The 22,596-nt window shown below is 50.6% G+C and carries 29 protein-coding genes; 26 read left to right on the forward strand and 3 right to left on the reverse strand.

The window, feature by feature from the left end:
* Positions 1–241 precede the first annotated feature (241 nt).
* Positions 242–1,522 (forward strand): site-specific DNA-methyltransferase, encoded by a 1,281-nt coding sequence (locus KW060_RS04515; protein WP_249035181.1) that lies wholly within the window; start codon positions 242–244, stop codon positions 1,520–1,522.
* Here KW060_RS04515 and KW060_RS04520 read toward each other — a convergent pair.
* From KW060_RS04520 to KW060_RS04530, 3 genes are read right to left on the reverse strand one after another with little or no spacing between them, the layout of a single operon-like run.
* Positions 1,499–1,717: a hypothetical protein gene (locus KW060_RS04520; RefSeq protein WP_249035182.1), complete on the reverse strand. Its 219-nt coding sequence runs from the start codon at positions 1,715–1,717 to the stop codon at positions 1,499–1,501. The genes KW060_RS04515 and KW060_RS04520 overlap by 24 nt on opposite strands.
* Positions 1,714–1,941, reverse strand: a complete 228-nt coding sequence (locus KW060_RS04525) for a DUF3489 domain-containing protein (protein WP_249035183.1) — start codon at positions 1,939–1,941, stop codon at positions 1,714–1,716. Before KW060_RS04525 ends, KW060_RS04520 begins: the two co-directional genes overlap by 4 nt.
* Positions 1,941–2,138 carry a DUF6900 domain-containing protein gene (locus KW060_RS04530; RefSeq protein ID WP_249035184.1) on the reverse strand — a complete coding sequence of 66 codons (198 nt, stop codon included), beginning with the start codon at positions 2,136–2,138 and terminating at the stop codon, positions 1,941–1,943. Before KW060_RS04530 ends, KW060_RS04525 begins: the two co-directional genes overlap by 1 nt.
* 84 nt (positions 2,139–2,222) lie before the next feature.
* Here KW060_RS04530 and KW060_RS04535 point away from each other — a divergent pair, with 84 nt between their 5' ends.
* From KW060_RS04535 to KW060_RS04655, 25 genes are all read left to right on the forward strand, one after another.
* The gene (locus tag KW060_RS04535) at positions 2,223–2,771 is read left to right on the forward strand and encodes an elements of external origin (protein WP_249035185.1); all 549 of its coding nucleotides are present in this window, start codon (positions 2,223–2,225) and stop codon (positions 2,769–2,771) included.
* Between the two features lie 79 nt (positions 2,772–2,850).
* A complete protein-coding gene (locus KW060_RS04540; RefSeq protein WP_420833174.1) occupies positions 2,851–4,689 on the forward strand; it encodes a phage terminase large subunit family protein in 1,839 nt (612 codons plus the stop codon).
* A gap of 5 nt (positions 4,690–4,694) precedes the next feature.
* Positions 4,695–4,919 (forward strand): gpW family head-tail joining protein, encoded by a 225-nt coding sequence (gene gpW, locus KW060_RS04545; protein ID WP_249035187.1) that lies wholly within the window; start codon positions 4,695–4,697, stop codon positions 4,917–4,919.
* Between the two features lie 5 nt (positions 4,920–4,924).
* Complete coding sequence (locus KW060_RS04550; protein WP_249035188.1) at positions 4,925–6,361, forward strand: phage portal protein; 1,437 nt, start codon at positions 4,925–4,927, stop codon at positions 6,359–6,361.
* Positions 6,362–6,409: 48 nt separating this feature from the next.
* Entirely contained in the window at positions 6,410–7,633 is a 1,224-nt protein-coding gene (locus KW060_RS04555; RefSeq protein ID WP_249035189.1) for a S49 family peptidase, read from the forward strand.
* A gap of 19 nt (positions 7,634–7,652) precedes the next feature.
* Positions 7,653–8,027 (forward strand): head decoration protein, encoded by a 375-nt coding sequence (locus KW060_RS04560; protein ID WP_249035190.1) that lies wholly within the window; start codon positions 7,653–7,655, stop codon positions 8,025–8,027.
* A 9-nt stretch (positions 8,028–8,036) separates the two neighbouring features.
* Positions 8,037–9,041, forward strand: coding sequence for a major capsid protein (locus KW060_RS04565; protein ID WP_420833175.1), 1,005 nt, complete (start codon positions 8,037–8,039; stop codon positions 9,039–9,041).
* 19 nt (positions 9,042–9,060) lie between these two features.
* Positions 9,061–9,378, forward strand: a complete 318-nt coding sequence (locus KW060_RS04570; RefSeq protein WP_249035192.1) for a head-tail joining protein — start codon at positions 9,061–9,063, stop codon at positions 9,376–9,378.
* Positions 9,375–9,917 (forward strand): phage tail protein, encoded by a 543-nt coding sequence (locus KW060_RS04575; RefSeq protein WP_249035193.1) that lies wholly within the window; start codon positions 9,375–9,377, stop codon positions 9,915–9,917. Before KW060_RS04570 ends, KW060_RS04575 begins: the two co-directional genes overlap by 4 nt.
* An 11-nt stretch (positions 9,918–9,928) precedes the next feature.
* A complete protein-coding gene (locus tag KW060_RS04580) occupies positions 9,929–10,477 on the forward strand; it encodes a hypothetical protein (protein WP_249035194.1) in 549 nt (182 codons plus the stop codon).
* On the forward strand, positions 10,477–10,992 hold the full coding sequence (locus KW060_RS04585; protein ID WP_250646679.1) for a phage baseplate assembly protein V: 516 nt from the start codon (positions 10,477–10,479) through the stop codon (positions 10,990–10,992). The genes KW060_RS04580 and KW060_RS04585 overlap by 1 nt, the downstream gene beginning before the upstream one ends.
* A gap of 11 nt (positions 10,993–11,003) precedes the next feature.
* The gene (locus KW060_RS04590; protein ID WP_420833154.1) at positions 11,004–11,291 is read left to right on the forward strand and encodes a PAAR domain-containing protein; all 288 of its coding nucleotides are present in this window, start codon (positions 11,004–11,006) and stop codon (positions 11,289–11,291) included.
* A gap of 2 nt (positions 11,292–11,293) precedes the next feature.
* Positions 11,294–11,629 carry a GPW/gp25 family protein gene (locus tag KW060_RS04595; RefSeq protein WP_249035197.1) on the forward strand — a complete coding sequence of 112 codons (336 nt, stop codon included), beginning with the start codon at positions 11,294–11,296 and terminating at the stop codon, positions 11,627–11,629.
* A gap of 17 nt (positions 11,630–11,646) precedes the next feature.
* Positions 11,647–12,462: a baseplate assembly protein gene (locus tag KW060_RS04600; RefSeq protein WP_420833176.1), complete on the forward strand. Its 816-nt coding sequence runs from the start codon at positions 11,647–11,649 to the stop codon at positions 12,460–12,462.
* Positions 12,462–13,913, forward strand: a complete 1,452-nt coding sequence (locus tag KW060_RS04605) for a phage tail protein (RefSeq protein ID WP_249035199.1) — start codon at positions 12,462–12,464, stop codon at positions 13,911–13,913. The genes KW060_RS04600 and KW060_RS04605 overlap by 1 nt, the downstream gene beginning before the upstream one ends.
* Before the next feature lie 96 nt (positions 13,914–14,009).
* Positions 14,010–14,699 carry a hypothetical protein gene (locus KW060_RS04610; protein ID WP_249035200.1) on the forward strand — a complete coding sequence of 230 codons (690 nt, stop codon included), beginning with the start codon at positions 14,010–14,012 and terminating at the stop codon, positions 14,697–14,699.
* Positions 14,700–14,769: 70 nt separating this feature from the next.
* On the forward strand, positions 14,770–16,788 hold the full coding sequence (locus KW060_RS04615; RefSeq protein WP_249035201.1) for a DUF4815 domain-containing protein: 2,019 nt from the start codon (positions 14,770–14,772) through the stop codon (positions 16,786–16,788).
* A 10-nt stretch (positions 16,789–16,798) separates the two neighbouring features.
* Positions 16,799–18,034 (forward strand): hypothetical protein, encoded by a 1,236-nt coding sequence (locus KW060_RS04620; RefSeq protein WP_249035202.1) that lies wholly within the window; start codon positions 16,799–16,801, stop codon positions 18,032–18,034.
* Between the two features lie 22 nt (positions 18,035–18,056).
* Positions 18,057–18,230, forward strand: coding sequence for a hypothetical protein (locus KW060_RS04625; RefSeq protein ID WP_249035203.1), 174 nt, complete (start codon positions 18,057–18,059; stop codon positions 18,228–18,230).
* A 3-nt stretch (positions 18,231–18,233) separates the two neighbouring features.
* Positions 18,234–19,490 (forward strand): hypothetical protein, encoded by a 1,257-nt coding sequence (locus KW060_RS04630; protein WP_249035204.1) that lies wholly within the window; start codon positions 18,234–18,236, stop codon positions 19,488–19,490.
* Between the two features lie 23 nt (positions 19,491–19,513).
* A complete protein-coding gene (locus KW060_RS04635; protein WP_249035205.1) occupies positions 19,514–20,092 on the forward strand; it encodes a hypothetical protein in 579 nt (192 codons plus the stop codon).
* Between the two features lie 93 nt (positions 20,093–20,185).
* On the forward strand, positions 20,186–21,367 hold the full coding sequence (locus tag KW060_RS04640; protein ID WP_249035206.1) for a phage tail sheath subtilisin-like domain-containing protein: 1,182 nt from the start codon (positions 20,186–20,188) through the stop codon (positions 21,365–21,367).
* Positions 21,364–21,864 (forward strand): phage major tail tube protein, encoded by a 501-nt coding sequence (locus KW060_RS04645; protein ID WP_249035207.1) that lies wholly within the window; start codon positions 21,364–21,366, stop codon positions 21,862–21,864. The genes KW060_RS04640 and KW060_RS04645 overlap by 4 nt, the downstream gene beginning before the upstream one ends.
* Positions 21,865–21,885: 21 nt before the next feature.
* Positions 21,886–22,293, forward strand: a complete 408-nt coding sequence (locus KW060_RS04650; protein WP_249035208.1) for a dihydrolipoyllysine-residue succinyltransferase component of 2-oxoglutarate dehydrogenase complex — start codon at positions 21,886–21,888, stop codon at positions 22,291–22,293.
* The gene (locus KW060_RS04655) at positions 22,280–22,540 is read left to right on the forward strand and encodes a phage tail assembly protein (protein WP_249035209.1); all 261 of its coding nucleotides are present in this window, start codon (positions 22,280–22,282) and stop codon (positions 22,538–22,540) included. Before KW060_RS04650 ends, KW060_RS04655 begins: the two co-directional genes overlap by 14 nt.
* Positions 22,541–22,596: the final 56 nt, after the last annotated feature.

A 22,596-nucleotide genomic window follows, 5' to 3' on the forward strand; every position in this document is an offset into this window, starting at 1 on the left:
GTGCAGGCAACGCACTTGTTCCGATAAAATGAGATTAAAGCGAGCCGCTGCAGGTCATCTTGCATGCGGCTTTTTTGTGCCCGAGCCATCCCCCTGATATCCCCACAATTCCACGGGTCCTTCCTAGCGAATAGGAAAAGCGGGCGGCGTGCGCGCGGGATTTGCCTAGCGGCAGAGCATAAAAAATGGTTCGCAGTTCGCACCCGGGTTCGCACGTCGATAACAGATAAAAGGTTTAACAATGGATTTGAATGTTCAGCAAATAGCGCTGGAGCAGCTGGTTCCCTATGCCCGCAACGCCCGCACACATAGCGAGTCACAGATCGCACAGATTGCAGGATCGATTGCTGAATTTGGATTTGTGAACCCTGTTCTGGTGGGTGGTGATAATGTCATCATCGCAGGGCATGGTCGCGTGATGGCGGCGAAAAAGCTGGGTCTGCAAACCGTTCCGACCATCAAGTTGGATCACCTGACAGAAAACCAGCGCCGCGCCTTGGTGATTGCCGATAACAAAATCGCCGAGAATGCCGGATGGGATGAAGAATTGCTGCGATTAGAATTACAAAATCTTGCCGATGAAGATTTCGATCTTGATCTGCTGGGCTTTGACGATGTGGAGTTGGATGATTTGTTGGCATCACTGAATGACGATGAAGCAGCCGCACTTGATGAAAACATTCCAGAAGTACAGGAAAATCCTGTCAGCCGTACAGGCGATATCTGGATTATGGGTGAGCACCGTTTGCTCTGCGGCGATTCCACAAGCGAGGCCGACATGGAAAAACTGATGGCTGGTGAGCTGGCCGACATGGTCTTTACCGATCCACCCTATAATGTGAATTACGGCGATACAGCCAAAGACAAGCTGCGCTCCAAAGCCGGACGCAAGATTATGAATGATAATCTGGGCGATGACTTTGAGGCATTTTTAACCGCAGCCTGCAAAAATATGCTGGATCATACCAAGGGCGCTCTTTACATCTGCATGAGTTCCAGTGAGCTGGATACGCTGCAAAGCGCCTTCCGCAATGCTGGTGGCAAATGGTCGACTTTTATCATATGGGCGAAGAATACTTTCACCCTTGGTCGCTCTGACTATCAGCGCCAATATGAGCCCATCCTCTATGGCTGGAAAGATGGCAATGACCGCTATTGGTGCGGTGCGCGTGATCAGGGTGATGTCTGGTTTTATAACAAACCACAGAAGAACGATCTTCACCCTACTATGAAGCCCGTTGATCTGGTGGTGCGCGGGATTAAAAATTCCAGCAAAACGCTGGATATTGTGCTCGATCCGTTTGGCGGTTCTGGCTCAACGCTGATTGCTGCAGAACATACCGGGCGACAGGCGCGATTGATTGAGCTTGATCCCAAATATGTGGATGTGATTGTGCGGCGCTGGCAGGAAATGACCGGATTACAGGCAACGCTATCTGGTACCGATCAGGAATTTAAGGCTATTGAAAAAGATCGTCTTGGCGGTAAGGCCGAAGCCTCACTGCCTGTGGAGGGCGAGTGACGCTTCGTGTAACGCTTTGGCATCGCCAAGCAGCCGATCAAGGTCGATGATGGAACCGATGGCAGCGTTGCGATTGCCGTCATCCATGTAACCGCAGCCCTCTTTTGCAAGAGTGGCAGCTTTTTCCAGCATGTCACGCATGGCGTTCATGTTGGCTTGGATGGCGTTATTGATAATGGGATTTTGGTTGCTCATGCTTGGGTTTCCTTTTTCTCGGTTGGTTTAAGGTAATAACGGCGGTCAGCGTCTTGTTTTTCCGAGCTCAGCTCAAAGCCTTCGAGCTTTTTGATGACCCGGGATAAAACGCCGCGCACCGTATGTTTTTGCCAGCCCGTCAGTTTCATCATCTCATCGATGCTGGCTCCTTCCTTGGTGCTGAGTGTTTCGATGATCTGTGCTTGTTTGGTGGTCTTACTCATTACTTACCTCCTTTGGCGGTAGATTGTTGGCCCGCTTCATAAGCGGCTTCTAATGCAGATTTGATGCACCAGACCGCGCAGTCATGAAAATCAAGGCTGTCGCTCTTGCGGGTCTCCAAGGTTTCAAGGTGCAGCTCGACTTTGGCGATCTGCGCCAGTATTTGGTCTTTTGGGGTGTGTTTTATGTTGTTTGTCATGGTTGCTCCTTTGCTCGTTGACATGTTCATGAACGCTTGGAAACCAAGGCTTATCAAGTCAATTCAGGGGATTAATCGAAGAATATGGGCGTATCGATCCGAGAATATGCAAGGCAGCGCGGTGTCAGCGACACCGCCGTCAGAAAGGCGTTGAAACAAGGCCGAATTACTGCTGAGCCTGATGGCACCATTGATGTGGAACGCGCTGATCAGGAATGGTCATCCAACACGGCCAAGCCACAAACAAAGCGGACGGCAAAGACCAAACCAGTGCCTGCGGCTGCGGTGGAAGCTGTTGAAGACACCTTAAAGGAAAGCGGCACCCCATTTTCATCGGGCGGCACGACCTACATGCAGGCCAAAACCGCCAATGAGGTTTTAAAGGCGCAAACCAACCGGGTGCGCCTCAAGCAATTAAAGGGTGAGCTCATCGACCGCAGTGAGGCCATTGCTCACGTATTTCGCCTTGCGCGTCAGGAACGTGATGCATGGCAAACATGGCCTGCAAGGATTTCAAGCCAGATGGCTGCCGAACTCGAGACCGATGCCCATACCTTACATGTGACGTTGGAGCGCTATGTCCGTGAACACTTGGAAGAATTGGGAGAGCTTAAAACACACTTCAAACACTAATGGATATGACGGCGCTTTGTACGATGGATATGAAACAATTGAACAGGCTTGGAATGAAGGATTAAAACCAGACGCATTTATGACCATCTCGGAATGGTCCGATAAATACCGTGTGCTTTCGCCAAAATCAGCTGCAGAACCGGGGCTATGGCGCACTGAGCGCACGCCATATTTGCGTGAGATCATGGATCAGCTGTCACCCCATAAACGGGCGCAGCGTGTGGTTTTCATGAAAGGTGCTCAGATTGGCGGCACTGAGGCTGGCAATAACTGGATTGGTTACGTCATCCATATGGCTCCCGGCCCAATGATGGCTGTTGCGCCCACGGTGGAAATGGCGAAACGGAACTCTAAACAGCGTATTGATCCGCTTTTGGAGGATTCAACGGAGCTAAGCAAGCGCGTAAAGCCTGCTCGCTCGCGGGATTCTGGCAATACGGTTCTCTCAAAAGAGTTTCCGGGCGGCGTCTTGGTGATGACAGGCGCAAATTCGGCGGTGGGCTTACGCTCTATGCCTGCGCGATACTTATTTATGGATGAAGTGGATGGCTATCCCGGCGATGTCGAAGGTGAAGGTGATCCTATCATGCTGGCAGAGCGCCGGAGCGCCACTTTTCAGGGGCGACGTAAGGTTTTTCTTGTGAGCACACCAACACTGAAAGGAGTTTCGCGCATTGCCAGAGAATTTGAGCATTCAGATCAGCGCTATTTCCATGTGCCATGCCCGCATTGTGGACATGAGCAACCGCTAAGATTCACTCAGCTGCGTTGGGAAGAAGGTTACCCGTCGAATGTGTCGTACCAGTGCGAGTCCTGCGACAAGCTGATTGCTGAGCATCATAAAACAGAAATGCTGGAAAATGGTCGCTGGGTTTCCAGCAGTGACGGCGACGGCATTACGGTTGGCTATCATCTTTCCTCGCTTTATAGCCCCGTTGGCTGGTTTAGCTGGTCTGATGCGGCGGCCATGTTCGAGCAAGCCAAAGAACATCCGGAGTTGATGAAGAGTTTTGTCAACACGGTGCTGGGCGAGCCGTTTGAAGAAGATCACGATGCCCCCGAATGGGAGCGTTTATATGAACGCTCCGAAGACTATGCCATCGGCACAGTGCCGGAAGGTGGATTGTTTTTAACCGCTGGCGTTGATGTGCAGCGCGACCGGATTGAGGCTGAGATTGTTGCGTGGGGCTTGGATAAACATAGCTGGTCTGTTGATTATCGTATTTTTTATGGTGATATCGCTGATCCCGCCTTTCGGGAAAAGGTTTACGGCGAGATCACAGGCAAGCAATACCGCCATGCGTCAGGCGCGAGTTTAAGTGTTCTGATGACGGCGGTGGATTCCGGCTATGCCACGCAGGAAGTCTATGACTGGGTGCGTAAAAAGCCTGTCTCTCGCATCATGGCAATTAAAGGACAGGACCGCTCTGTTGCGCCGCTTGGCACGCCGAGCAAAGTTGATGTGACCAGTAAGGGTAAGAAGCTGCGCCGTGGCGTGCGCGTCTGGCCTGTGGGCGTATCATTGCTGAAATCCGAGCTTTATAACTGGCTGAATTTGACACTGAATGAGGATGGTAGTCTGCCCAATGGTTACTGCCATTTTCCCAAATACGATATGGAGTTTTTCAAACAGCTCACCGCCGAGCAGTTGGTGACACGTATTGTCAAAGGCTATCCGAAACGGGAATGGCAAAAAACGCGTGATCGTAACGAAGCGCTGGATTGCCGGATATATGCGCGTGCAGCCGCTATTGCGCTGGGTGTGGAACTGTGGAGTGACAGCCGCTGGCAGAAACTGCAGGCGCAGGTGATGGGTGAAACCAAAATATCCAACACTGTTAGACCTCAGTCCGCACCGTCAAAATCAATCACGCGAAATACGCGAAGACGTAAATCGCGCAGTAGCATTATGGGATAACAGGAATGGCTTACACCGAAGACGATTTACAGCAGGTCAATGACGCGCTGGCCAAATTGGTGGCAGGCGAACGCGTTGTGCAGGTCGCCCATGACGGCCATGTGGTCAAATACAAAGATATTGAGCTGAGCGATCTGGTTGCCTTGCGCGACCGGATCAACGCGCAAGTGAAAGGCAGAAAGGCTGGAAAGAAACGCCGGATACAGATCATCTCAAATAAAGGAACCTAACGCCTATGGCATTGTTACAGACAGTCAAAAAGATGATGCCGCGCTTTAGAAGCCGCAAGCCTGATATTCTGGGCAATGCATGGGATGCTGCGGGTCATGGGAAACGCCTAAAAAACTGGTGGCCCAGTAGTGAGTCCGTGAACAGCCTGCTTGCTGCCAGTCTTGCCATCTTGCGGACCCGTTCACGCAATGCAGTACGAAACAATCCGGTTGCCAGCAACGCCATTGAGGCAATGGTTGTTAATTGCATCGGCACTGGCATCAAACCGCAATCCAAAGCGCCAGACTCTGCCTTTAAGGAAGAGTTACAGGAGCTATGGCTGGAATGGAAGGATGAGGCTGATATTACAGGCACCTGTGATTTTTATGGCCTGCAAGCGCTGGTTTGCCAATCCATGATGGAAGGCGGTGAATGTTTTGTGCGGATGCGCGTGCGGCCAGATAAGAATTTATCGGTGCCGTTACAGTTACAAGCCCTTGAATCTGAACATTTGAATGACACGCTTAATCAGCGTTTATCCAATGGTAATGTGATTAAAAGCGGGATTGAGTTTACCCCTGATAATGAACGAGCAGCGTATCACCTTTATCAGGAACATCCCGGAGAACAGAGCCTGTTTTCCAAAGGCGAAACGATCCGTGTGCCTGCCGATGAGATATTACACATCTATAAACCGCTGCGAGTTGGACAAATTCGCGGTGTGCCGTGGCTGTCAAAGGTACTGTTAAAGCTCTATGAGCTGGAACAATATGATGATGCAGAGCTGGTAAGAAAGAAAACGGCGGCGCTGTTTGCTGCCTTTATCACAAGGCTTGATCCAGAGGGAAACCTGATGGGTGAAGGCCCGGAGGATGAAGCAGGTCTGGCCTTGGCTGAGCTGGAACCGGGAACGGTGCAGCTGCTGGAGCCCGGTGAGGATATTAAATTTTCTGCGCCGTCAGATGTTGGCTCATCCTATGAGACGTTCATGCGCCAGCAACTGCGTTTTATCGCGATTGGCATGGGACTGACATATGAACAGCTGAGCGGTGATCTTACAGGCGTAAATTATTCTTCCATCCGCGCTGGCATGATCGAATTTCGCAGACGTTGTGAAATGCTACAACGTCATACGATGGTATTTCAGCTCTGCCGCCCTGTATGGAATAAGTGGTTTCAATTAGCACTCCTCTCGGGCCGCATCAGTTTGCCGGATAACAGTTTCAAATATCGCAGCGTGAAATGGATACCGCAGGGATTTGAATGGGTTGACCCACTCAAAGACCAACAAGCAGATCAAATGGCTATGAAGAACGGCGTTAAAAGTCGCTCTCAGGTAGTCTCTGAGCTCGGTTTTGATGTGGAAGAAGTGGATAAAGAAATCGCGGCTGATAATGCCCGCGCAGATAGTTTGGGACTGAAATATGACTCAGACCCGCGCTACGGCAAAACAGCCCGCTAAAATTTAAAGGATACTTACATGGACATTACTCACCCTTACGGTGGCCTAATGACAGGCCGTCCGATGTGCCTTGAGCGAAAAGCGTTTGAACATTTACAAAAGCTGAGTGCTCAATCCATATCGGAACGACAACTCCTCAATGCAAAGCCGCCTGATCATGGGCGGCTTTTTGCTATGCAGGACTCGATTGCCATCATTGATGTGCATGGGGCGCTATCTAAACGTGCTGGTCCTTTTGATGCCTTTTTTGGCATCGGCAGCTACGAAGTATTGGAAGAGCAGTTTTTAAGCGCTGTCGATGATCCGGATGTCACTGGCATTTTGCTGGATATTGATAGTCCCGGTGGCGAAGTCTCCGGACTGTTTGATCTTGCAGATCTGATTTACGCAGCCCGCGATGACAAACCGATCTGGGCTGTTGCCAATGATGATGCATTTTCTGCTGCGTATGCTCTTGCCTCGGCGGCGGAGAAGGTTTTTGTCACGCGCACAGGCGGTGTTGGGAGTATTGGCGTGATTGCAAGCCATGTGGATCAGTCAGCTTTCGATGAAAAACTCGGAGTCAAATACACCACGGTCTTTGCCGGGGGACGAAAAAATGACTTTGACCCCCATAACGAGCTGACCAGCGAAGCCGCAGCACTGCTGCAGAGTGAGATCAATCGGCTTTATCAGCTATTCACCAGAACAGTCGCCCGCAATCGCGGTTTGCCTGAAGCCAAGGTAACAGGCACCGAAGCCGGGCTGTTTTTTGGCAATGATGCGGTGAATGCCGGGCTTGCCGATGGCGTGATGACATTCAGCGACGCCTTACAAGAAATGGCCGCCAAAAACTCCAAAGCTGTTCAACCCAAACGAATGAGGAAAACCATGACACAGGAAACCCAAAAAACAGAAGCACAAGCTGCTGAGACACAAGAACCTGATACGCGAGTAACGCAAGCGAGCGCATCAGAAACCATCCTGAGTGATCAGGAAAAAGACGCGTTGATGGCGCAGGCGCAAAGCAATGCCAAGGAAGCCTTGCGTGCTGAAATCACCGCGATATCCAAAGCCTGCGAGATTGCAGGCATGCCCGAGAAGCTTGGCGCATTTATCGAACAAGGTTTGAGCGCCGATCAGGCCAAAGATGAGCTCATGAAGCTGATGGCTGCAAAAAACAATCAGCAGCCTGAAATTCATACGCAAACACTGCCAGCCAAGCTGAGCGAAAGCGAAGAAAGCCCGGTGGTTAAAGCTGCCAAGGCACGCGCTCAAATCAGCCAATCATAACCCATAAGGAGATTTCATCATGACCACACTTACTGAGCCCGCTCGCTTGGGCGATATTCTAAAATATGAGGCAGATCAGCTCTATTCCCGTGAGGAAGTCACTATTGCCAGCGGCCAAAACCTATCCATCGGTACGGTTATTGGGCGCGTAAGCGCAGATGGCAAAGTCGTGCAGTTCGACCCGTCTGCCAGTGATGGCAGCGAAACGCCAGCAGGCATTCTTTGTGAAAGCATAGATGCAACTGCCGCAGATACCGCCAGCTGGATTGCGGCTCGCCATGCCATTGTTTCGGAAGATGCACTTGTCTGGCCGGAAGGCATCACTGCCGGACAATTATCCGCTGCCACCGTCACTCTCAAAAATCTTGGAATTCTAGTTAGAAAAGGAGCTTAACCAATGTCTATGAACAACCCTTTTGATGACCCTGCATTCAGCATGGCATCGCTAACCGACAGTATCAACATTCTGCCCAATATGTATGGGCGTGCGGGTGAGCTTGGTCTATTTCGCAATAAACCTGTCCGCACGCGTAATATCACCATTGAGGAAAATAATGGCGTTTTAAATCTGCTGCCAACGCAAGCCCCCGGTACACCCGGAAGTGTTGGTGTTCGTGGCAAACGCAAATTGCGGAGCTTTAATATTCCGCATATTCCACATGATGATGTGGTGTTGCCGGAGGAAGTGCAAGGAATCCGCGCCTTTGGTTCTGAAAACGAGCTGCAGGCTTTATCCGATGTTATCACGGATCATTTGCAGGATATGCGGAACAAACACGCCATTACCCTTGAGCATCTTCGTATTGGTGCGCTCAAAGGCACAATTCTTGATGCGGACGGCTCTGAATTGGTCAATCTCTATGATGAATTCGAGATCACCGCCAAGACTATCAATTTTGCCTTGGGGACAGAATCCACCAATGTGAAAAAGAAGTGCTTGGAAGTAAAACGGCATATTGAGAAAAGCCTGCGCGGCGAAGTCATGCGGACCATTCACGCATTGGTGAGCCCTGAGTTTTTCGATGCGCTGACCGGGCATGCCAGTGTGAAAGAGGCATTTGAACGCTGGCAGGAAGGCCGCGCCCTTCGTGATGATATGCGTGATGGCTTTACCTTCGGCGGCATCACCTTTGAAGAATATAATGCAGAGGCTGGTGATGTCGACGGCAATGTCCGCCGCTTTATCGCTGAGGGCGAAGGTCATGCTTTCCCGATGGGAACGCTGAATACCTTCCGCACCTATTTTGCCCCTGCTGATTTTAACGAAACAGTGAATACGCTGGGTCGTGAAATCTATGCCAAACAGGAATCGCGTAAATTTGAGCGTGGTACGGACCTACACACGCAGTCAAATCCGTTGCCGTTATGTTTACGTCCGGCGGTTCTGGTCAAAATCAAGGCATCATAAATGATGAAATGGAGGCGCTATGACAGCTCGAGAGGTTTTATCTCGCGCCACGCGTGATTGTTTCAAACACTTAGGTGTGGATGCAACCTATCAATCCAGCGGAGGCGCTTCACTTTCTCTCCGTGTCCTGAAATTTGCCAGCGATACAGAATATGAGCTGGGATCAGGACAGATGGTTGGCAATGTCGCTCGCTTTGAGCTGCTTGCTGATGATGTGGAGCGCCCTTTGCCGGGGCATATCATAGCCATAGACAGCTTGCGCTATAAAATTATGGGCGAACCTGTTCGTAATTATGAGCGCAATACTTGGGATGTGGAGGCATTGGAGGAATCATGAGTGTATTTTCAATAGACGCACATGATGGCGGCAGCATTGAACATGCGCTACTGAGCTTAGATGTTCAGGAAAAGCTGGTGCAAATCGCTGCGTACCGCGCCCTGAACAAGACAGCACGCTGGCTAAAAACTCAAACCATTCGCCACATCAGTGGTGAAACGGGCCTGACACAGAAGCTCATCCGCAAACGCATGCATATGCTGCATGCTAATCGGAGAAACTTAAGAGCCATGCTAACCAGTCGCAATCAGCATATCCCTGCCAGTGAGCTGGGTCGTATGCGTGAAAGCGGCAAAGGCGCACGAGCTGGCAAGTTCTATTTTGAAGGCGGGTTTGTTGGTCACATGCCTTCTACGGGGAAGACCAGCATTTACCGCCGCAAACAGAAGGCTCGCCTGCCGATCCGTGAGCTTGGTTTTTACTATGGCGGCTTTACCAGCCGCGCATGGGAAGATGCCAGCAAAGGAGATGAAGTCATGCAGCGTTTTGGGCGCTTTTTTGAACATGAGCTGAATTTCATCAGCCGCAAACATAATTAGAAGGTGCATTGATGAGCATTATCACTGATTTGCATCAGGCCATTATTGATACGTTGATGGCTGAAATTCCAGGTATAGAAACATCTGGCTTCTATCCCAAACTGCGCGAAGCGGTCAAAGCGCCAGCAATCTTTGTGGACATGGCATCGCTTGAGCCCGGGGATGATCCGGGAACCGATGAAATCGCCTACATAGCAAGATTTGAAGCTCGCATCATAGTTGGTGCGGTCGATGATCAAGCAAACGCTCTGCTTCGCGTGCGCGAGTTAGCGGCAGAAGTTGGACGGATCATTCATAAAAACAGCTTTGGCTTGCCCGTCAAACCAGCGGCTTTAGTGTCGATTGGTAATGACGGCTTTAGCCCTGATCTGGATGCTTATGAGGTCTGGATGGTGGAATGGGAGCAAGAATTCCATATTGGCGAGTCTGTTTGGGACGATGATGGCATTGTGCCCTCGGAAATATATGTGGGCTTCGCGCCATATATCGGTGCCGCGCATGAAGACAAATATATTCGAGCCGACCATGCACCGGAAACAGAAGCTGAGACAGGCTTATGATGGAGACAAATTTTGCATTAACGGAGCTGGATCGGCGTGTTTCTAATCTTATACAAATTGCTGCGATTGTGGAGGCGGACTACGAACAAGCCAAAGTGAAAGTGAAAATGGGTGACATTATCACGCACTGGCTGCCATGGCTCACCGTTCGAGCTCATGACAATAAAACATGGTGGGCTCCGGAAGTGGGTGAACAAGCGTTGCTTCTGGCCCCTTCTGGGGAACTAGCGCAAGCCGTGGTGCTGCCTGCCATTTATAGCGCTCACCATGCTCCAGCGCATCAGGACGTAGATATTCATGAAGTCGCCTACAAAGACGGTTCTATTCTGCGTTATGACCGCAAAGCCCATATTCTCACCGGGAATGTGAATGCAGATGGGCGTATTGAGCTGATCATTGGTGCCTCTCGCATCACTATGACAGATGATGCCATCAGATTATCCAATGGTGGGTCGGAGCTGGTTGTCACGGATGCTGGAATAAGCGCCCAAGGTGGCCGAATTGATTTGAACTAGAGGATAAAACGATGCCCGCTGTGACAAGATTAGGTGATAATTGCACAGGACATGGCTGCTGGCCGCCAAGACCGAATGTCAGTGCCAGCCCCAATGTCTATGTGAATGGTATTCCTGTTCATCGCCATGGGGATGCTTGGGCGGTGCATTGTTGTGGTCCGTCTTGTCACGCGGGACAGTTGGCTTCCGGGTCATCAACCGTCTATATCAACGGCAAGCAGTGTGGCCGGATCGGCGATCCGGTCGATTGCGGTTCCAGTGTCGCGCAAGGAAGCACCAATGTCTTTGCCGGAGGCTGAACATGCATGGAATGAACAAACATACAGGTAAACGCCTGAGTGGGATTGATCATCTCAAACAGTCGATCATTGATATTTTAACGACTCCCATCGGCTCACGGGTGATGCGCCGGGATTATGGATCACGCATATTTGAGCTGGTCGACAATCCAATGGTGGATGATTTTGCCATTGAGCTGTTTGCCGCAACCGCAGAAGCGCTAGCCAAATGGGAGCATCGGTTCCGATTGGAACGGGTGCAGATTGAACATATCGGAAAAGGCCAAGTAACCCTGCTTTTGCGGGGTTTTTATTTGCCAGAAGGTAAGCCGATTACATTGGATGGAATTATTGTATGACATTAAATACCGCTGCATTGAAGCCGCCAGATATCATTGAGGGCTTGGATTACGAGGATATTCTGAGCCGTATGGTACAAGATTTGACTGCCCGTGATCCAGAGTTCCAAAATCTGCTTGAGAGCGATCCGGCCATGAAAATATTGGAAGTGGCAGCATGGCGCGAGCTTCTCATTCGCCAACGGGTGAATGATGCTGCCAGAGCCAACCTTCTGGCTTTTGCAGGCGGCAATGATCTGGAACATCTTGCCGCCTTTTATGGTGTTGAACGCTTGGAAGCTGAGGATGATACAGCTCTCAAAAAACGCATTCAGGAAAAGATTGTTGGCTGGTCAACCGCAGGCAGTCGCGCCCATTATCGCTTCCATGCCTTATCATCAGATGTGCGCGTGCGTGATGCCAGAGCAGATTCACCGACAGCAGGTCTGGTGCGTGTGGCTGTTCTGTCCTCCGAAGGAAACGGCCTGCCATCCAATGAATTACTGCAGATCGTAAGTAGTAAAGTAAGAGCAGATGATACGCGTGTGCTGACGGATACGGTGGAAGTGGTTCCTTGTGATGTCGTTCAGGTCGATATCGACGCGGATATTTATCTCTATCCTGAAACGCCAGAGAGTGTGATGGATGAAATACGCCAACGCTTTATTCAAAAATTCGATGAAAATCGTGGTCTTGGTTGGGATTTAACCCGCTCATGGATTATCGCCCATCTGTTTTTAGAAGGCGTACAGCGCGTGGAACTTGCCCAGCCAACAGACAATGTGATCGCCCCTGAAAACGCTTGTGTAGCTGTTGGGGCTTTGAATTTAAACCTAGCAGGACGTGACAGATAATGACGCTATTGCCTCCCAATATTACTGAACCGGAAAAGGATGTAGTAGATTCAATCCATTATCCTATTGACCCGGCAGTAATGCGGGGATTCAAGTTTCATCCTCCTGATAGCTTCTTGGCAGCATTGATCTGGGAATATGGCCTTGGAGAGTTGCTGCGCTGGTTACCCGATCCGCGCCGCGCTATTGCTGAGGGTGTTCAATGGCAACGTATTCGCGGAACGCCGGAATCTCTGAAGATTGCGCTGTCATGGGCGGGACTTGAGGGCGTATATGTCGAAGAAGAAGTACCCGGCGAGCATTTTGCCGAATTTCAGGTCGGCGCTGAGGGCAATGTCCCGAATGATTTGTTTATTGATGTGGTTATTGAGCTTGCCAAGCTCTCTGCACCCATCCGCACGCGACTGACCAGAATGTATAACGACCGCTATGATGTCAGGCGGTTTATTCTGGATCAAAGCCAGTGGGGTGACTTGCTGTCTGATTATTCAGGTAATCGGCTTTCAGACGATGGTCCGGTGCTATCTTTTGGCCGCTTTAACGCAGCATTTGCAGCAGCGCCAAAAACCGAGCTTTTGGATTACCATGATCATCATTCATGGGCGCTGGCGGTTCTGCCAGATACCTACAGACTGGATCGGGTGCAGCTTGGTGAAAGCGAGCCACATGTCATTAATCATCGCGGTGGCTATGGCCGGATATATAGCGCTGCCAATCTGCATGGTATATCACTGGCCCTAGACGACATCAGCGATGTTTACCGTTTTGCCAAGGCAGAAATTGTCCTCTCTGACAGTTGGGTGCTTGGTGACATCAATGCCTGCTTTGCACCTGCTGAAACAATGGAGACAGGTCAAGCATTCACATTGAATGAGAGCCTACTTTCTGAGGAACAGTGGATCATACAATCTATACCGATTGATGAGCGTTTCCTGCGAAGCCATGAAGCGAAAACCGAAGGTGCCTTCGATGAGCCTGTGATTGGCGGGTTTTCGGATGTGTTTCGGATCAGTCGCTATGACGAACAGATCCGCTGGCCAAAACTTTCAGACAAGCATGCCGTTGCAGATGCGCCGCAGCCTATTATTGTCAAAACCCATGTTGGTAATGGCCAATATCGCGGTGTAGATGGCTGGCACGATCATCGGCATTTAGATCGCCCGTGGCGCGATATCAGTCATATCATCTCAAGGATGACGTATCGGCAGAGCGTAACGAGTGACCCGGAACCATATAGCGACCAGCACATTACATCGCAGGCCGTGAGTGAATATCTGGGTAAAACGCCGATAAGTAACTTGAATGCAAGCGACGTTTTACACCACCGTGGCAGCGTCTTTGAAGATGCGGCATATCGCTACGCTGATGGATGGCATGGCTACATGCACCTAAATCAACCTTGGAACGAGACCCAACCCATCGTTCAAAGCAGGCATACGCAAACCAGTTAAGCGGCTTTTTTAAATCCGCAATCAAACAACAATCCCGCCCGGGCTCCATGCTCGCGGCGGGATTTTTTATGCAACCCAAACATATGAGGATCATTCATGGCTATCTTGACGCAATCTGGCCGCGCTGCCATGGCCGCCAGTATCAAAACACAACCCATTCATCTGGCATGGGGCAATGGAAACCCAGATTGGGAAGATGATAAATCAGCAGAGTTTTCATTTGCAGATGACCAGATTGATCTTGGCCAGACCTATATCAAAGAGCTGGTTATCAAAAGTCAGGATGAGCAAACCACCTATACGCAAGGTGTTGATTACAATGCTGACAGCGTCACAGGTCTGATCAGCCGAATTCCTGCAGGTAACATTGGCTCCAGTGACACGCTGCTTGTTTCTTATGTGGTGGATACTCCCCCTGAAGATATCAGCGCCGGTCAGCTTATTGCAGAGATCGGCAGACGCATGGCTGATGAAGTGGTGTTCTGTGTGCCCGATGAGCAAGGCGATCTGGTGACGCCAACAGGCCGATTTACCGCTTCTGAGCAGCCGACCAATAACCTGCATATGCGTTTTACCTTCGATTTTGAGGACAGCCCCGGCGAGATCATTCGAGAGCTGGGCATCATGGTGAATACGGCATTGGCAGAAAATCTGCCGGAAGGTCAGAAATATTTCCAAGGCGCAGACATTACCGATCCCGGCATCTTGCTGGTGCTGGAGCACACAGTGCCGTTGGTGCGAACGGCAGCCACCCGCGAGACCTTCTCCTTCGTGGTGACCTTCTGATGAGCCTTCTTGGGAACTGCGACCTTGTAAAAAGAGACTGGGCAAACACGAATTTTAGGAGATCTGAATTATGACACTGCAAAGCTATTACAATCGCTTTGATAAAAGCAAAAAATATGACCGCACGCTCTTTTTAGCGGGGCGTGGCCTGCAATCAGCCGAGCTGAATGAAATACAGGAAAACGCCCTGCAAAAGCTCAAAAATGTGGGGGATGCCATTTTTGGTGATGGTGACGTTGTCGAAGGCACTGCAATTGTTGCCAACCCAGATACCGGAACCGTGACCATTGAAAGCGGCAAGATTTATCTGCGCGGCACTGTGCGTGATGTGGATGGCGATCAATTCACCATTCCCACGGACACCACTGTGCGTATTGGGGTGTATTACAAAGAAATCACCGTGACTGAGCTGGAAGACCCGGGGCTACGTGATCCTGCTGTTGGAACGCGCAACTATCAGGAGCCCGGCGCTGCGCGTTTAAAAATCCAACTGGAATGGGGATATGAGGCCGACGGCTATGAAACCCAAGGCACTGGTGAATTCTACCCCGTCTATAATGTTGAAAATGGCGTGCTGATTATCAGTTCCCCACCACCACAGCTTGATGCCGTTACGGCTGGACTGGCGCGATATGACCGTGAAGCAAACGGATCATATGTGGTGTCAGGCTTCAAAGTTCGCTTTTTGGAAGTGGATAATGGCGAACAGGTCTTTGTCATCACTGAAGGAAAAGCGCACGTCAATGGCTATGAAATCGAGCTTCCTCACGGTCTGCGGGTGCGTTTCGCGGAAGACCCGGATATTGATGAGATTGAATCCGAGCCACATACGTTTCAGGCGGATGAAAACGGCGTGATGCGTTTGACGCTCAATAATACGCCAATCCATGAAGTTGATAAAATCGACATTACTGCTGAAAAAAGCGTAACGATTACCCATGGCTCTTTCACGGGTGCGACCGATCCGCTACCGGATGAAGCCGTCCTTGAGATTGTCGAAATCACGCAAGGTGGTACCACCTATGAAGCCGGAACCGATTATCGGCTGACAGCAGGTGATGTGGACTGGTCACCAAGCGGTGCAGAGCCTGCACCGGGCAGCAGCTATGATGTGACATACCGCTACCGTAAGCAGCTCCAGCCTGCCAATCTGGATGATACAGGCTTTGACGTCGAAGGCGCTGTCGAAGGCTCACTGATATTGGTGGATTACAAATGGAAAATGCCACGCTTTGATTTGGTCAGCATTGACGCATCCGGTAATGTTCGCCGGGTAAAAGGTCTGGCGCACCAGTGGCGGCCCTCTATTCCTCGCTCGCCGGAAGGCCAGCTGGATATCGCCCTGATTGAGCAAACATGGGAAAACGATACCCCCGTTAAGACCACCAGCACCGCTGTGCATGCCATTCCGATGAGCGATATTGAGGCAATGCGTGAGTCTATTCACGATCTCTACAGCCTCGTCGCGCAAGAACGCCTGAGAAACGATGCAAACTCTCAGGAACCATCAGCCAAGCTGGGGATTTTTGTCGATCCGTTTTTCGATGACGATATGCGCGATCAGGGCATGGAACAAACCGCAGCTATTGTTGATGGTGAGCTTACATTGCCGATTGCGGCAGATATTGCGGAAACAGGCCGTGAAAGTGATGCCTTTACCCTAAGCTATGAGCTGGAGCCTGTGCTGGAGCAATTGCTCCGCACAACAGATATGAAGGTTAATCCCTATCAGGCCTTTGAGCCTGTTCCGGCAAAAGTCACGCTTAATCTGGCGGTAGATCGCTGGACTGAGGTGAACACATCATGGTCAAGCCCGATTACCCGGCGCTTTAGCCAATTCACAAGCCCACTGACACGAACCAGTATTGTTGGGAGTGGCAATCGCTCAGTGGTGCAATCGCGCACAATAAGCAATGTGCTGTTACGTGTGCAGCGCTCTGAATCAAGTGAGCTTTTATCCTCAACGTCAGTGAATGCCGAATTCATGCGGCAAATTACCCAGCGCTTTGACATTGAAGGGTTTGATCCCGGAGAAGAGCTGGAAACGCTGCTGTTTGACGGCATCGAAATCGAACCCTTAGAAGCATAGGAGAACGCATATGGCACAATTAGTTGCAGATAGTGACGGTAAAATCAGTGGACGATTTACCGTCCCACCCAATATCCCCGTGGGCACCAAGCTCATGCAGTTTGTTGGGAGTGAGGGTAATTACGGCGAAGCCTCCTATACCGCGCGTGGTATTATCACGACTGAGGAGCGCCGCCGGGTTACAACCCTGACAGATATTCGCCAACAACAAACGACCGTGGTTGTCCGGCGATTTCGTTCCGATCCGCTTGCCCAGACCTTTACCCTCAATCAAGGCCGTCATATCGGCGGTGTCGATTTATGGTTTACGGAGAAAGGCACGCGCCGTGTCATTGCTCAGATCAGGGAAACCACAACAGGCATCCCCAATCAAACCATTCTCGCCGAAGCTCATGTTCAGGCAGAAGACATCAATCTGAGCGGTGGCCATACACGCATTGAATGGGCTCCGGTCTGGCTGGATGCAGGTACAGAATACGCCATTGTAATTCTGACCGATGATGCTGAACCTGCGGTTCGCGTGGCTGAACTTGGCAAATATGATGCGGTTCATGAGCGATGGGTCACCAGCCAGCCTTATCAGGTTGGTGTGCTGCTCTCTTCATCAAATGCCAGCACATGGACACCGCATCAGGATCGGGATTTAACCTTCCGCTTGCTTGGTGCCCGTTTTACAGCAACCACACGCACCATTGATCTGGGCAATATCACGGTCTCTGACGTGTCTGATGTCATTGCACTGGCCAATATTGAACGCCCCGCAACCGACACAGATGTGGAAATCGTCTTAACCGATGAGCAAGGCAAGGAAATCCGTATCGCTGATGATAGACCGCTTGCCTTGCGTGATCGCTTGAATGGCGATGTGAACGTGAAAGCGGTACTGCGTGGTTCCGACTTGCGAAGCCCTGTCATGTTTCCCGGATTGCAGGCAATTTTGGGCAATATGTCTGAAAGCGCCAATTACATCACGCGGGCCTTACCTGCTGGCGTAAATAGCAAGGTGACGGTGACCTATGAGTCTTTGTTGCCGGGGCTCGCGAATGTGGCCGTTGATGTGCAGGACAGTAATGGTGACTGGCAGAATATCCCACTGTCTTCAGGCAGCCCGGTTGGGGACGATTGGGAAGAACGCACGCATATTTTAGAAAATTTCACTGCCGATGAAACCCGCGTGCGGATCACGATTACCGGAAACCCGCTCTACCGTCCGCGTCTGCGGGCGCTACGGGTCATTATCACTTAACCACAAATGCAAGGAGGCCATCATGCCCAATGATCAATCACCACGCGGCTATGAATTGCCGCACCCGGACAATGTGGCGTCAAGCGATGTTGTGCGTATCCGCAATGCTCTCGTCTCCATTGATGACGACATTGAGGAAGTCTGGGACTTTGAGGCCCGGCAGAAACTTGAAACCACAATTGAACTATGGAGCTAAATCATGACCACACCCACATTGCTTAAATCGGCTGTTGAAGCCTTAAATGCCAGACTGGAAGAGCTGACACCAGAAGCCTCCCCAGAGCAGCTGGCCTATTTATCAAAATCTGTGCAAAATATGGCCGGGCAAGGCACGATCCTTGATATCGTTGCTCTGACGGATGACAAATTGCAGGAGCTAGTGGATGCGGCTACCGCGCATCTGGCAGACATTGAAACTGCAGAGACCAGTGCTCTGAGCGCTATTGATACCGCGCAAACGGATGCCTTGGATGAAATTGCAACGACCAAGGTCAATGCACTGGCTGATATGCTCAGTGACAAGGATGATCATATCGCCGCGCTGGATTCGGCCAAAACATCCCATCTGACAGCCATTCAAACCGAAGGCGCAGCACAGCTGGCACCGCTGAGCGCACTCGCCAGTGATTTTGAGCTGGTGAATGATGTGCCTGATGGCTCCAGCATTATGGGTGAGATTGGCAATGTACAAACTGATCTGGAAAGCCAGCTACAGGCAACCATGGCGCTTGATCCAAACTCTATTCCATTCCTGTTTGGTATTTTAAGCCGCTATCAGGCATATAAATACGGCCCCGGTGAATGGACATCTGAACTTGGACAATGGTACACCAATAATGAAGATTGGCCCTTCCGTTTGATCACAGGTGCACATGGCGAAAGTACGTCTTATTCAGGATTTATGAGGCCTCCGGCACTTCAATTCTTGGAAGGAAGTAATGGCCGCTTCAATTATAAGCGTCAATTCCACAGCTATGCCAATACATCCAATATTTATAACTATCCTGCAGCGTTGGTCGGCATTTTCTTTGTCAAAAACACCACGGGCTCAAATATCAGCCGAACGTTCTATTTCGGTGGCTCGTCCTATTGGGGCTCTGGTTATGAAGGCGCGTCTTTGAATGTGGGCGTTCCCAATGAGGTGGATGCCAATAAGGAAAATATCACGGGTGTATCGTGGAATACGGTTTATTCTTACTCAAGCAGTACGCATGATTTTGGCGGTCAATCAGCCACGGTTGAAATCCCGGCGGGCAAAACGGTTGCGATTATGCTCTATACATCGGCCTATTATTTCGCCAGTCCATCCAGCCAATATGCCTCTTTTATGGGGTGGTATGTCTACAATTTCCGAAGCAACTTCATGACCACAGGGCTTGAGATTGATTTTGAGCGCACCTTGAAAGCATGGCAGCAAGGCGTTGGCACATCCAATACCCACCAAATCTGGCTCTAACCGCAACATAAGGAGATAACTCTATGCCAACCTATTTGAAATTTGATGATCAAGGCGTACAGACCGAGACGGTCTTTCGCAAAACCCAACCATCCGGTGATTGGCACAAAGCGCCTGATGATTTTGATAAAGTCAAGCGCTATCGCAAAGAGGCAGACGATACCATTCGTCTGGAAACCGAAGAAGAAAACGAAAGCAATTTCTTGGCACTGGCTCGTATCAAGGCAGCAGATGAAGTCCGCATTGAACTGGAGCAATGCCGCCAGAAATTCTCAGGCTATTCCGCTGGAAAAAACAAAGCCTATGAAACGCAAGCCAGATCGGCACTGCGTGTCTTGGAAGCGGATGCGTCGGGTCAGGAGATTGATCCACTGGATGAGCAAATTCTTGGGGAGCTCGCCAAAGTGCGTGAAATCACCGTTGTCGAAATGGCGAGTTTGATCAAAACAAAGATGGATGAGCGTGATGTCGCATTAGCGCTCATTGAAGCCTATGAGGATAAAGCGGCCAGAGTGATTGAGGCTGCCACATCTCGTGATGATTTACGCACCAGTCTGGAAGCCATGCAAGCGGAGCTGCGAAGCGCCATTACAGCACTGTAACGCTATAGACCATAGGCCAGAACCGATCTCGCTGGGAATGCCCATGCGGGATTTTTTTGTGCCTGAATTTCACCAAACAATAAGGAAAACACTATGCCTGAACAATTTTTACATGGCGTGGAAGTGGTCGAGATTGATACCGGACCACGCCCCATACGCACCGTTCGCTCCAGCATTATTGGATTGATCGGCACAGCACCAGATGCAGATGCATCTCTCTTTCCAGAAAATACTCCGGTATTAATTGCCGGGAACCAAACAGAAGCCGCTCAATTAGGAGCTGGCGGCACACTGCCTCCTGCTATTGACGCTATCTTTGATCAGGCAGGCGCGATGGTCGTCGTTGTCCGTGTTGCTGAAGGTGCTGATGAGGCTGAAACCTTGAGCAATATTATCGGCGGCATAGACATCGACACAGGTCAATATGAAGGTGTTCACGCCTTTTTAGGTGCAGAAAGCGTGGTGCATGTTAGTCCGCGTTTATTGATCGCGCCGGGTTTTACCCACATCAAACCTGAAGGCAATGCCAACCCTGTTGTCGCTGAATTGCTCGGTATTGCTGAGCGTCTCAGAGCGGTCATTATCGCAGATGGCCCTAACAGCAATGACGCTGATGCAATTGCCTATCGTAACGATTGGGGCAGCCCGCGTGTCTATGTGGTCGATCCGTTCGTCAAAATCTGGGATAGCGAAGCCTCTGCCTCGTCTTTGGCTCCGGCCAGTGCGCGTGTGGCAGGTTTGATTGCCAAGAGTGACAATGATCGTGGCTTTTGGTGGTCACCGTCAAACCAGAATATTAACGGCATTATTGGCACCGCACGCCCGGTCGACTTCACCCTTGGCGATGCCAATGCACGCGCCAATCATCTCAATGAAAATGAGGTGGCGACGATTATTCGCCAAGATGGTTACAGGCTGTGGGGAAACCGTACCTGTTCCAGTGACCCTAAATGGGCCTTCCTGTCTGTGCGCCGTACCGCTGATATTATCAATGACAGTCTGCTCAGAGCGCATTTATGGGCGGTCGATAGAAACATCACCAAAACCTACATCGAAGATGTGACGGAGGCAGTGAATGGCTATCTCGCCTCATTGACAGCGCAAGGGGCCATTTTGGGCGGGCGTTGTTACGCTGATCCGGAGCTGAATACCCCAGCCAATATCACGCAGGGCAAGGTCTATTTCGATTTTGATTTCACCCCGCCATATCCGGCGGAGCACATCACCTTCCGCAGCCATCTGGTCAACGATTACATTGAGGAGATTTTGTCATGATTCCGAAAATACTGAAAAACTTTAACGTTACCGTTGATGGGCGGGGCTATGCCGGGCGCGTCGATGAATGTGTGCTGCCAAAACTCACCATCCAGACGGAAGAACATCGCGCTGGCGGGATGGATGCCCCGGTCGAGATTGATATGGGCATGGAAAAGCTGGAGGCAGAGCTTACCTTTGCTGAATATGACCATGAACTCTTCCGATTGTTCGGGCTTGTTGATGGCAATGCTGTGGCAATTACCCTGCGCGGTGCCATTCAAGCTGGCGGTGAAGCTGAGGCCGTTGTGGTGAATTTGCGCGGCTCATTCAAAGAGCTGGATGCTGGCACATGGAAGGCCGGAGATAAGGCCACGCTCAAATGCATGATTGCTGCGCGGTATTACAAACTCACCGTCAATGGCGATGAACTCATCGAAATTGATGCCGAAAATATGGTTCGGGTCATCAATGGCACTGATCAATTGGCATCCATCCGTACCGCCATTGGCATTTAACATCAAACGCAGGAGACCCCCATGAAAGGACTATTTTCACTACAAAACGATACGGTTCAGATTGAAGAATTCTCATATCCGCTAGAGGAGTTTCTTCTGGATGAGCCAGATTTCAAGGCCCCTAAAAACGGTGAGCTCACTTATCACCGTGGCCAAGGTTCGATCTTGATCATTGAAGGCAAACACAGCGAGGTTGAGAAGGATTATCCCAGCGAAGATATTGAACTCTATATCGGTCGCAAATCCATGTATCGCAGCGCCCACAAGGCACGTCGCAGCGCCGTAAAGCCATCCAAGACAAAGCGACCCACCAAAAAAGCGGCCAAGCCTACAGCAGAGAAACCTGCTGCCTCTCCAAAGGAGGACAAGCCAAAAACCACTCAGGCCAGCAAACCCGTAACCGAGGAGAAAAACAATGCAGACCATTAAGCTACAAGACCCGATCACCATTGATAATGTTACCTATGATGAGCTGAATATCAGGCGGCCTAAAGTGCGTGATCGTCTGGCAGTCGAGCGCATGAAAAAGACCGATGCAGAAAAAGAAATCGCCATGATTGCCAATCTGGCCGAAGTTGATATCCGCGTGATTGAAGAGCTGGACTTGGCTGATTACGGCAAAATCCAACAGAGTTTTGCTGATTTTTTTCCCTCGACGCCGGAGACATCCGACTAGCCGTTCTGACCTTGGCTTCTCACGTCGGCGGCATTGAGCTTTGGCTTAACATGGAG

Origin of the sequence: Pseudemcibacter aquimaris (assembly GCF_028869115.1) — a bacterium.
GTDB lineage: Bacteria > Pseudomonadota > Alphaproteobacteria > Sphingomonadales > Emcibacteraceae > Pseudemcibacter > Pseudemcibacter aquimaris.

Excerpts from the sequence above, each read along its gene's own strand:
- KW060_RS04515 (WP_249035181.1), top strand. The coding sequence starts at position 242 with ATGGATTTGAATGTTCAGCAAATAGCGCTGGAGCAGCTGGTTCCCTAT.
- KW060_RS04520 (WP_249035182.1), bottom strand. The coding sequence starts at position 1,717 with ATGAGCAACCAAAATCCCATTATCAATAACGCCATCCAAGCCAACATG.
- KW060_RS04525 (WP_249035183.1), bottom strand. The coding sequence starts at position 1,941 with ATGAGTAAGACCACCAAACAAGCACAGATCATCGAAACACTCAGCACC.
- KW060_RS04530 (WP_249035184.1), bottom strand. The coding sequence starts at position 2,138 with ATGACAAACAACATAAAACACACCCCAAAAGACCAAATACTGGCGCAG.
- KW060_RS04535 (WP_249035185.1), top strand. The coding sequence starts at position 2,223 with ATGGGCGTATCGATCCGAGAATATGCAAGGCAGCGCGGTGTCAGCGAC.
- KW060_RS04540 (WP_420833174.1), top strand. The coding sequence starts at position 2,851 with ATGACCATCTCGGAATGGTCCGATAAATACCGTGTGCTTTCGCCAAAA.
- gpW (WP_249035187.1), top strand. The coding sequence starts at position 4,695 with ATGGCTTACACCGAAGACGATTTACAGCAGGTCAATGACGCGCTGGCC.
- KW060_RS04550 (WP_249035188.1), top strand. The coding sequence starts at position 4,925 with ATGGCATTGTTACAGACAGTCAAAAAGATGATGCCGCGCTTTAGAAGC.
- KW060_RS04555 (WP_249035189.1), top strand. The coding sequence starts at position 6,410 with ATGACAGGCCGTCCGATGTGCCTTGAGCGAAAAGCGTTTGAACATTTA.
- KW060_RS04560 (WP_249035190.1), top strand. The coding sequence starts at position 7,653 with ATGACCACACTTACTGAGCCCGCTCGCTTGGGCGATATTCTAAAATAT.
- KW060_RS04565 (WP_420833175.1), top strand. The coding sequence starts at position 8,037 with ATGAACAACCCTTTTGATGACCCTGCATTCAGCATGGCATCGCTAACC.
- KW060_RS04570 (WP_249035192.1), top strand. The coding sequence starts at position 9,061 with ATGACAGCTCGAGAGGTTTTATCTCGCGCCACGCGTGATTGTTTCAAA.
- KW060_RS04575 (WP_249035193.1), top strand. The coding sequence starts at position 9,375 with ATGAGTGTATTTTCAATAGACGCACATGATGGCGGCAGCATTGAACAT.
- KW060_RS04580 (WP_249035194.1), top strand. The coding sequence starts at position 9,929 with ATGAGCATTATCACTGATTTGCATCAGGCCATTATTGATACGTTGATG.
- KW060_RS04585 (WP_250646679.1), top strand. The coding sequence starts at position 10,477 with ATGGAGACAAATTTTGCATTAACGGAGCTGGATCGGCGTGTTTCTAAT.
- KW060_RS04590 (WP_420833154.1), top strand. The coding sequence starts at position 11,004 with ATGCCCGCTGTGACAAGATTAGGTGATAATTGCACAGGACATGGCTGC.
- KW060_RS04595 (WP_249035197.1), top strand. The coding sequence starts at position 11,294 with ATGCATGGAATGAACAAACATACAGGTAAACGCCTGAGTGGGATTGAT.
- KW060_RS04605 (WP_249035199.1), top strand. The coding sequence starts at position 12,462 with ATGACGCTATTGCCTCCCAATATTACTGAACCGGAAAAGGATGTAGTA.
- KW060_RS04610 (WP_249035200.1), top strand. The coding sequence starts at position 14,010 with ATGGCTATCTTGACGCAATCTGGCCGCGCTGCCATGGCCGCCAGTATC.
- KW060_RS04615 (WP_249035201.1), top strand. The coding sequence starts at position 14,770 with ATGACACTGCAAAGCTATTACAATCGCTTTGATAAAAGCAAAAAATAT.
- KW060_RS04620 (WP_249035202.1), top strand. The coding sequence starts at position 16,799 with ATGGCACAATTAGTTGCAGATAGTGACGGTAAAATCAGTGGACGATTT.
- KW060_RS04625 (WP_249035203.1), top strand. The coding sequence starts at position 18,057 with ATGCCCAATGATCAATCACCACGCGGCTATGAATTGCCGCACCCGGAC.
- KW060_RS04630 (WP_249035204.1), top strand. The coding sequence starts at position 18,234 with ATGACCACACCCACATTGCTTAAATCGGCTGTTGAAGCCTTAAATGCC.
- KW060_RS04635 (WP_249035205.1), top strand. The coding sequence starts at position 19,514 with ATGCCAACCTATTTGAAATTTGATGATCAAGGCGTACAGACCGAGACG.
- KW060_RS04640 (WP_249035206.1), top strand. The coding sequence starts at position 20,186 with ATGCCTGAACAATTTTTACATGGCGTGGAAGTGGTCGAGATTGATACC.
- KW060_RS04645 (WP_249035207.1), top strand. The coding sequence starts at position 21,364 with ATGATTCCGAAAATACTGAAAAACTTTAACGTTACCGTTGATGGGCGG.
- KW060_RS04650 (WP_249035208.1), top strand. The coding sequence starts at position 21,886 with ATGAAAGGACTATTTTCACTACAAAACGATACGGTTCAGATTGAAGAA.
- KW060_RS04655 (WP_249035209.1), top strand. The coding sequence starts at position 22,280 with ATGCAGACCATTAAGCTACAAGACCCGATCACCATTGATAATGTTACC.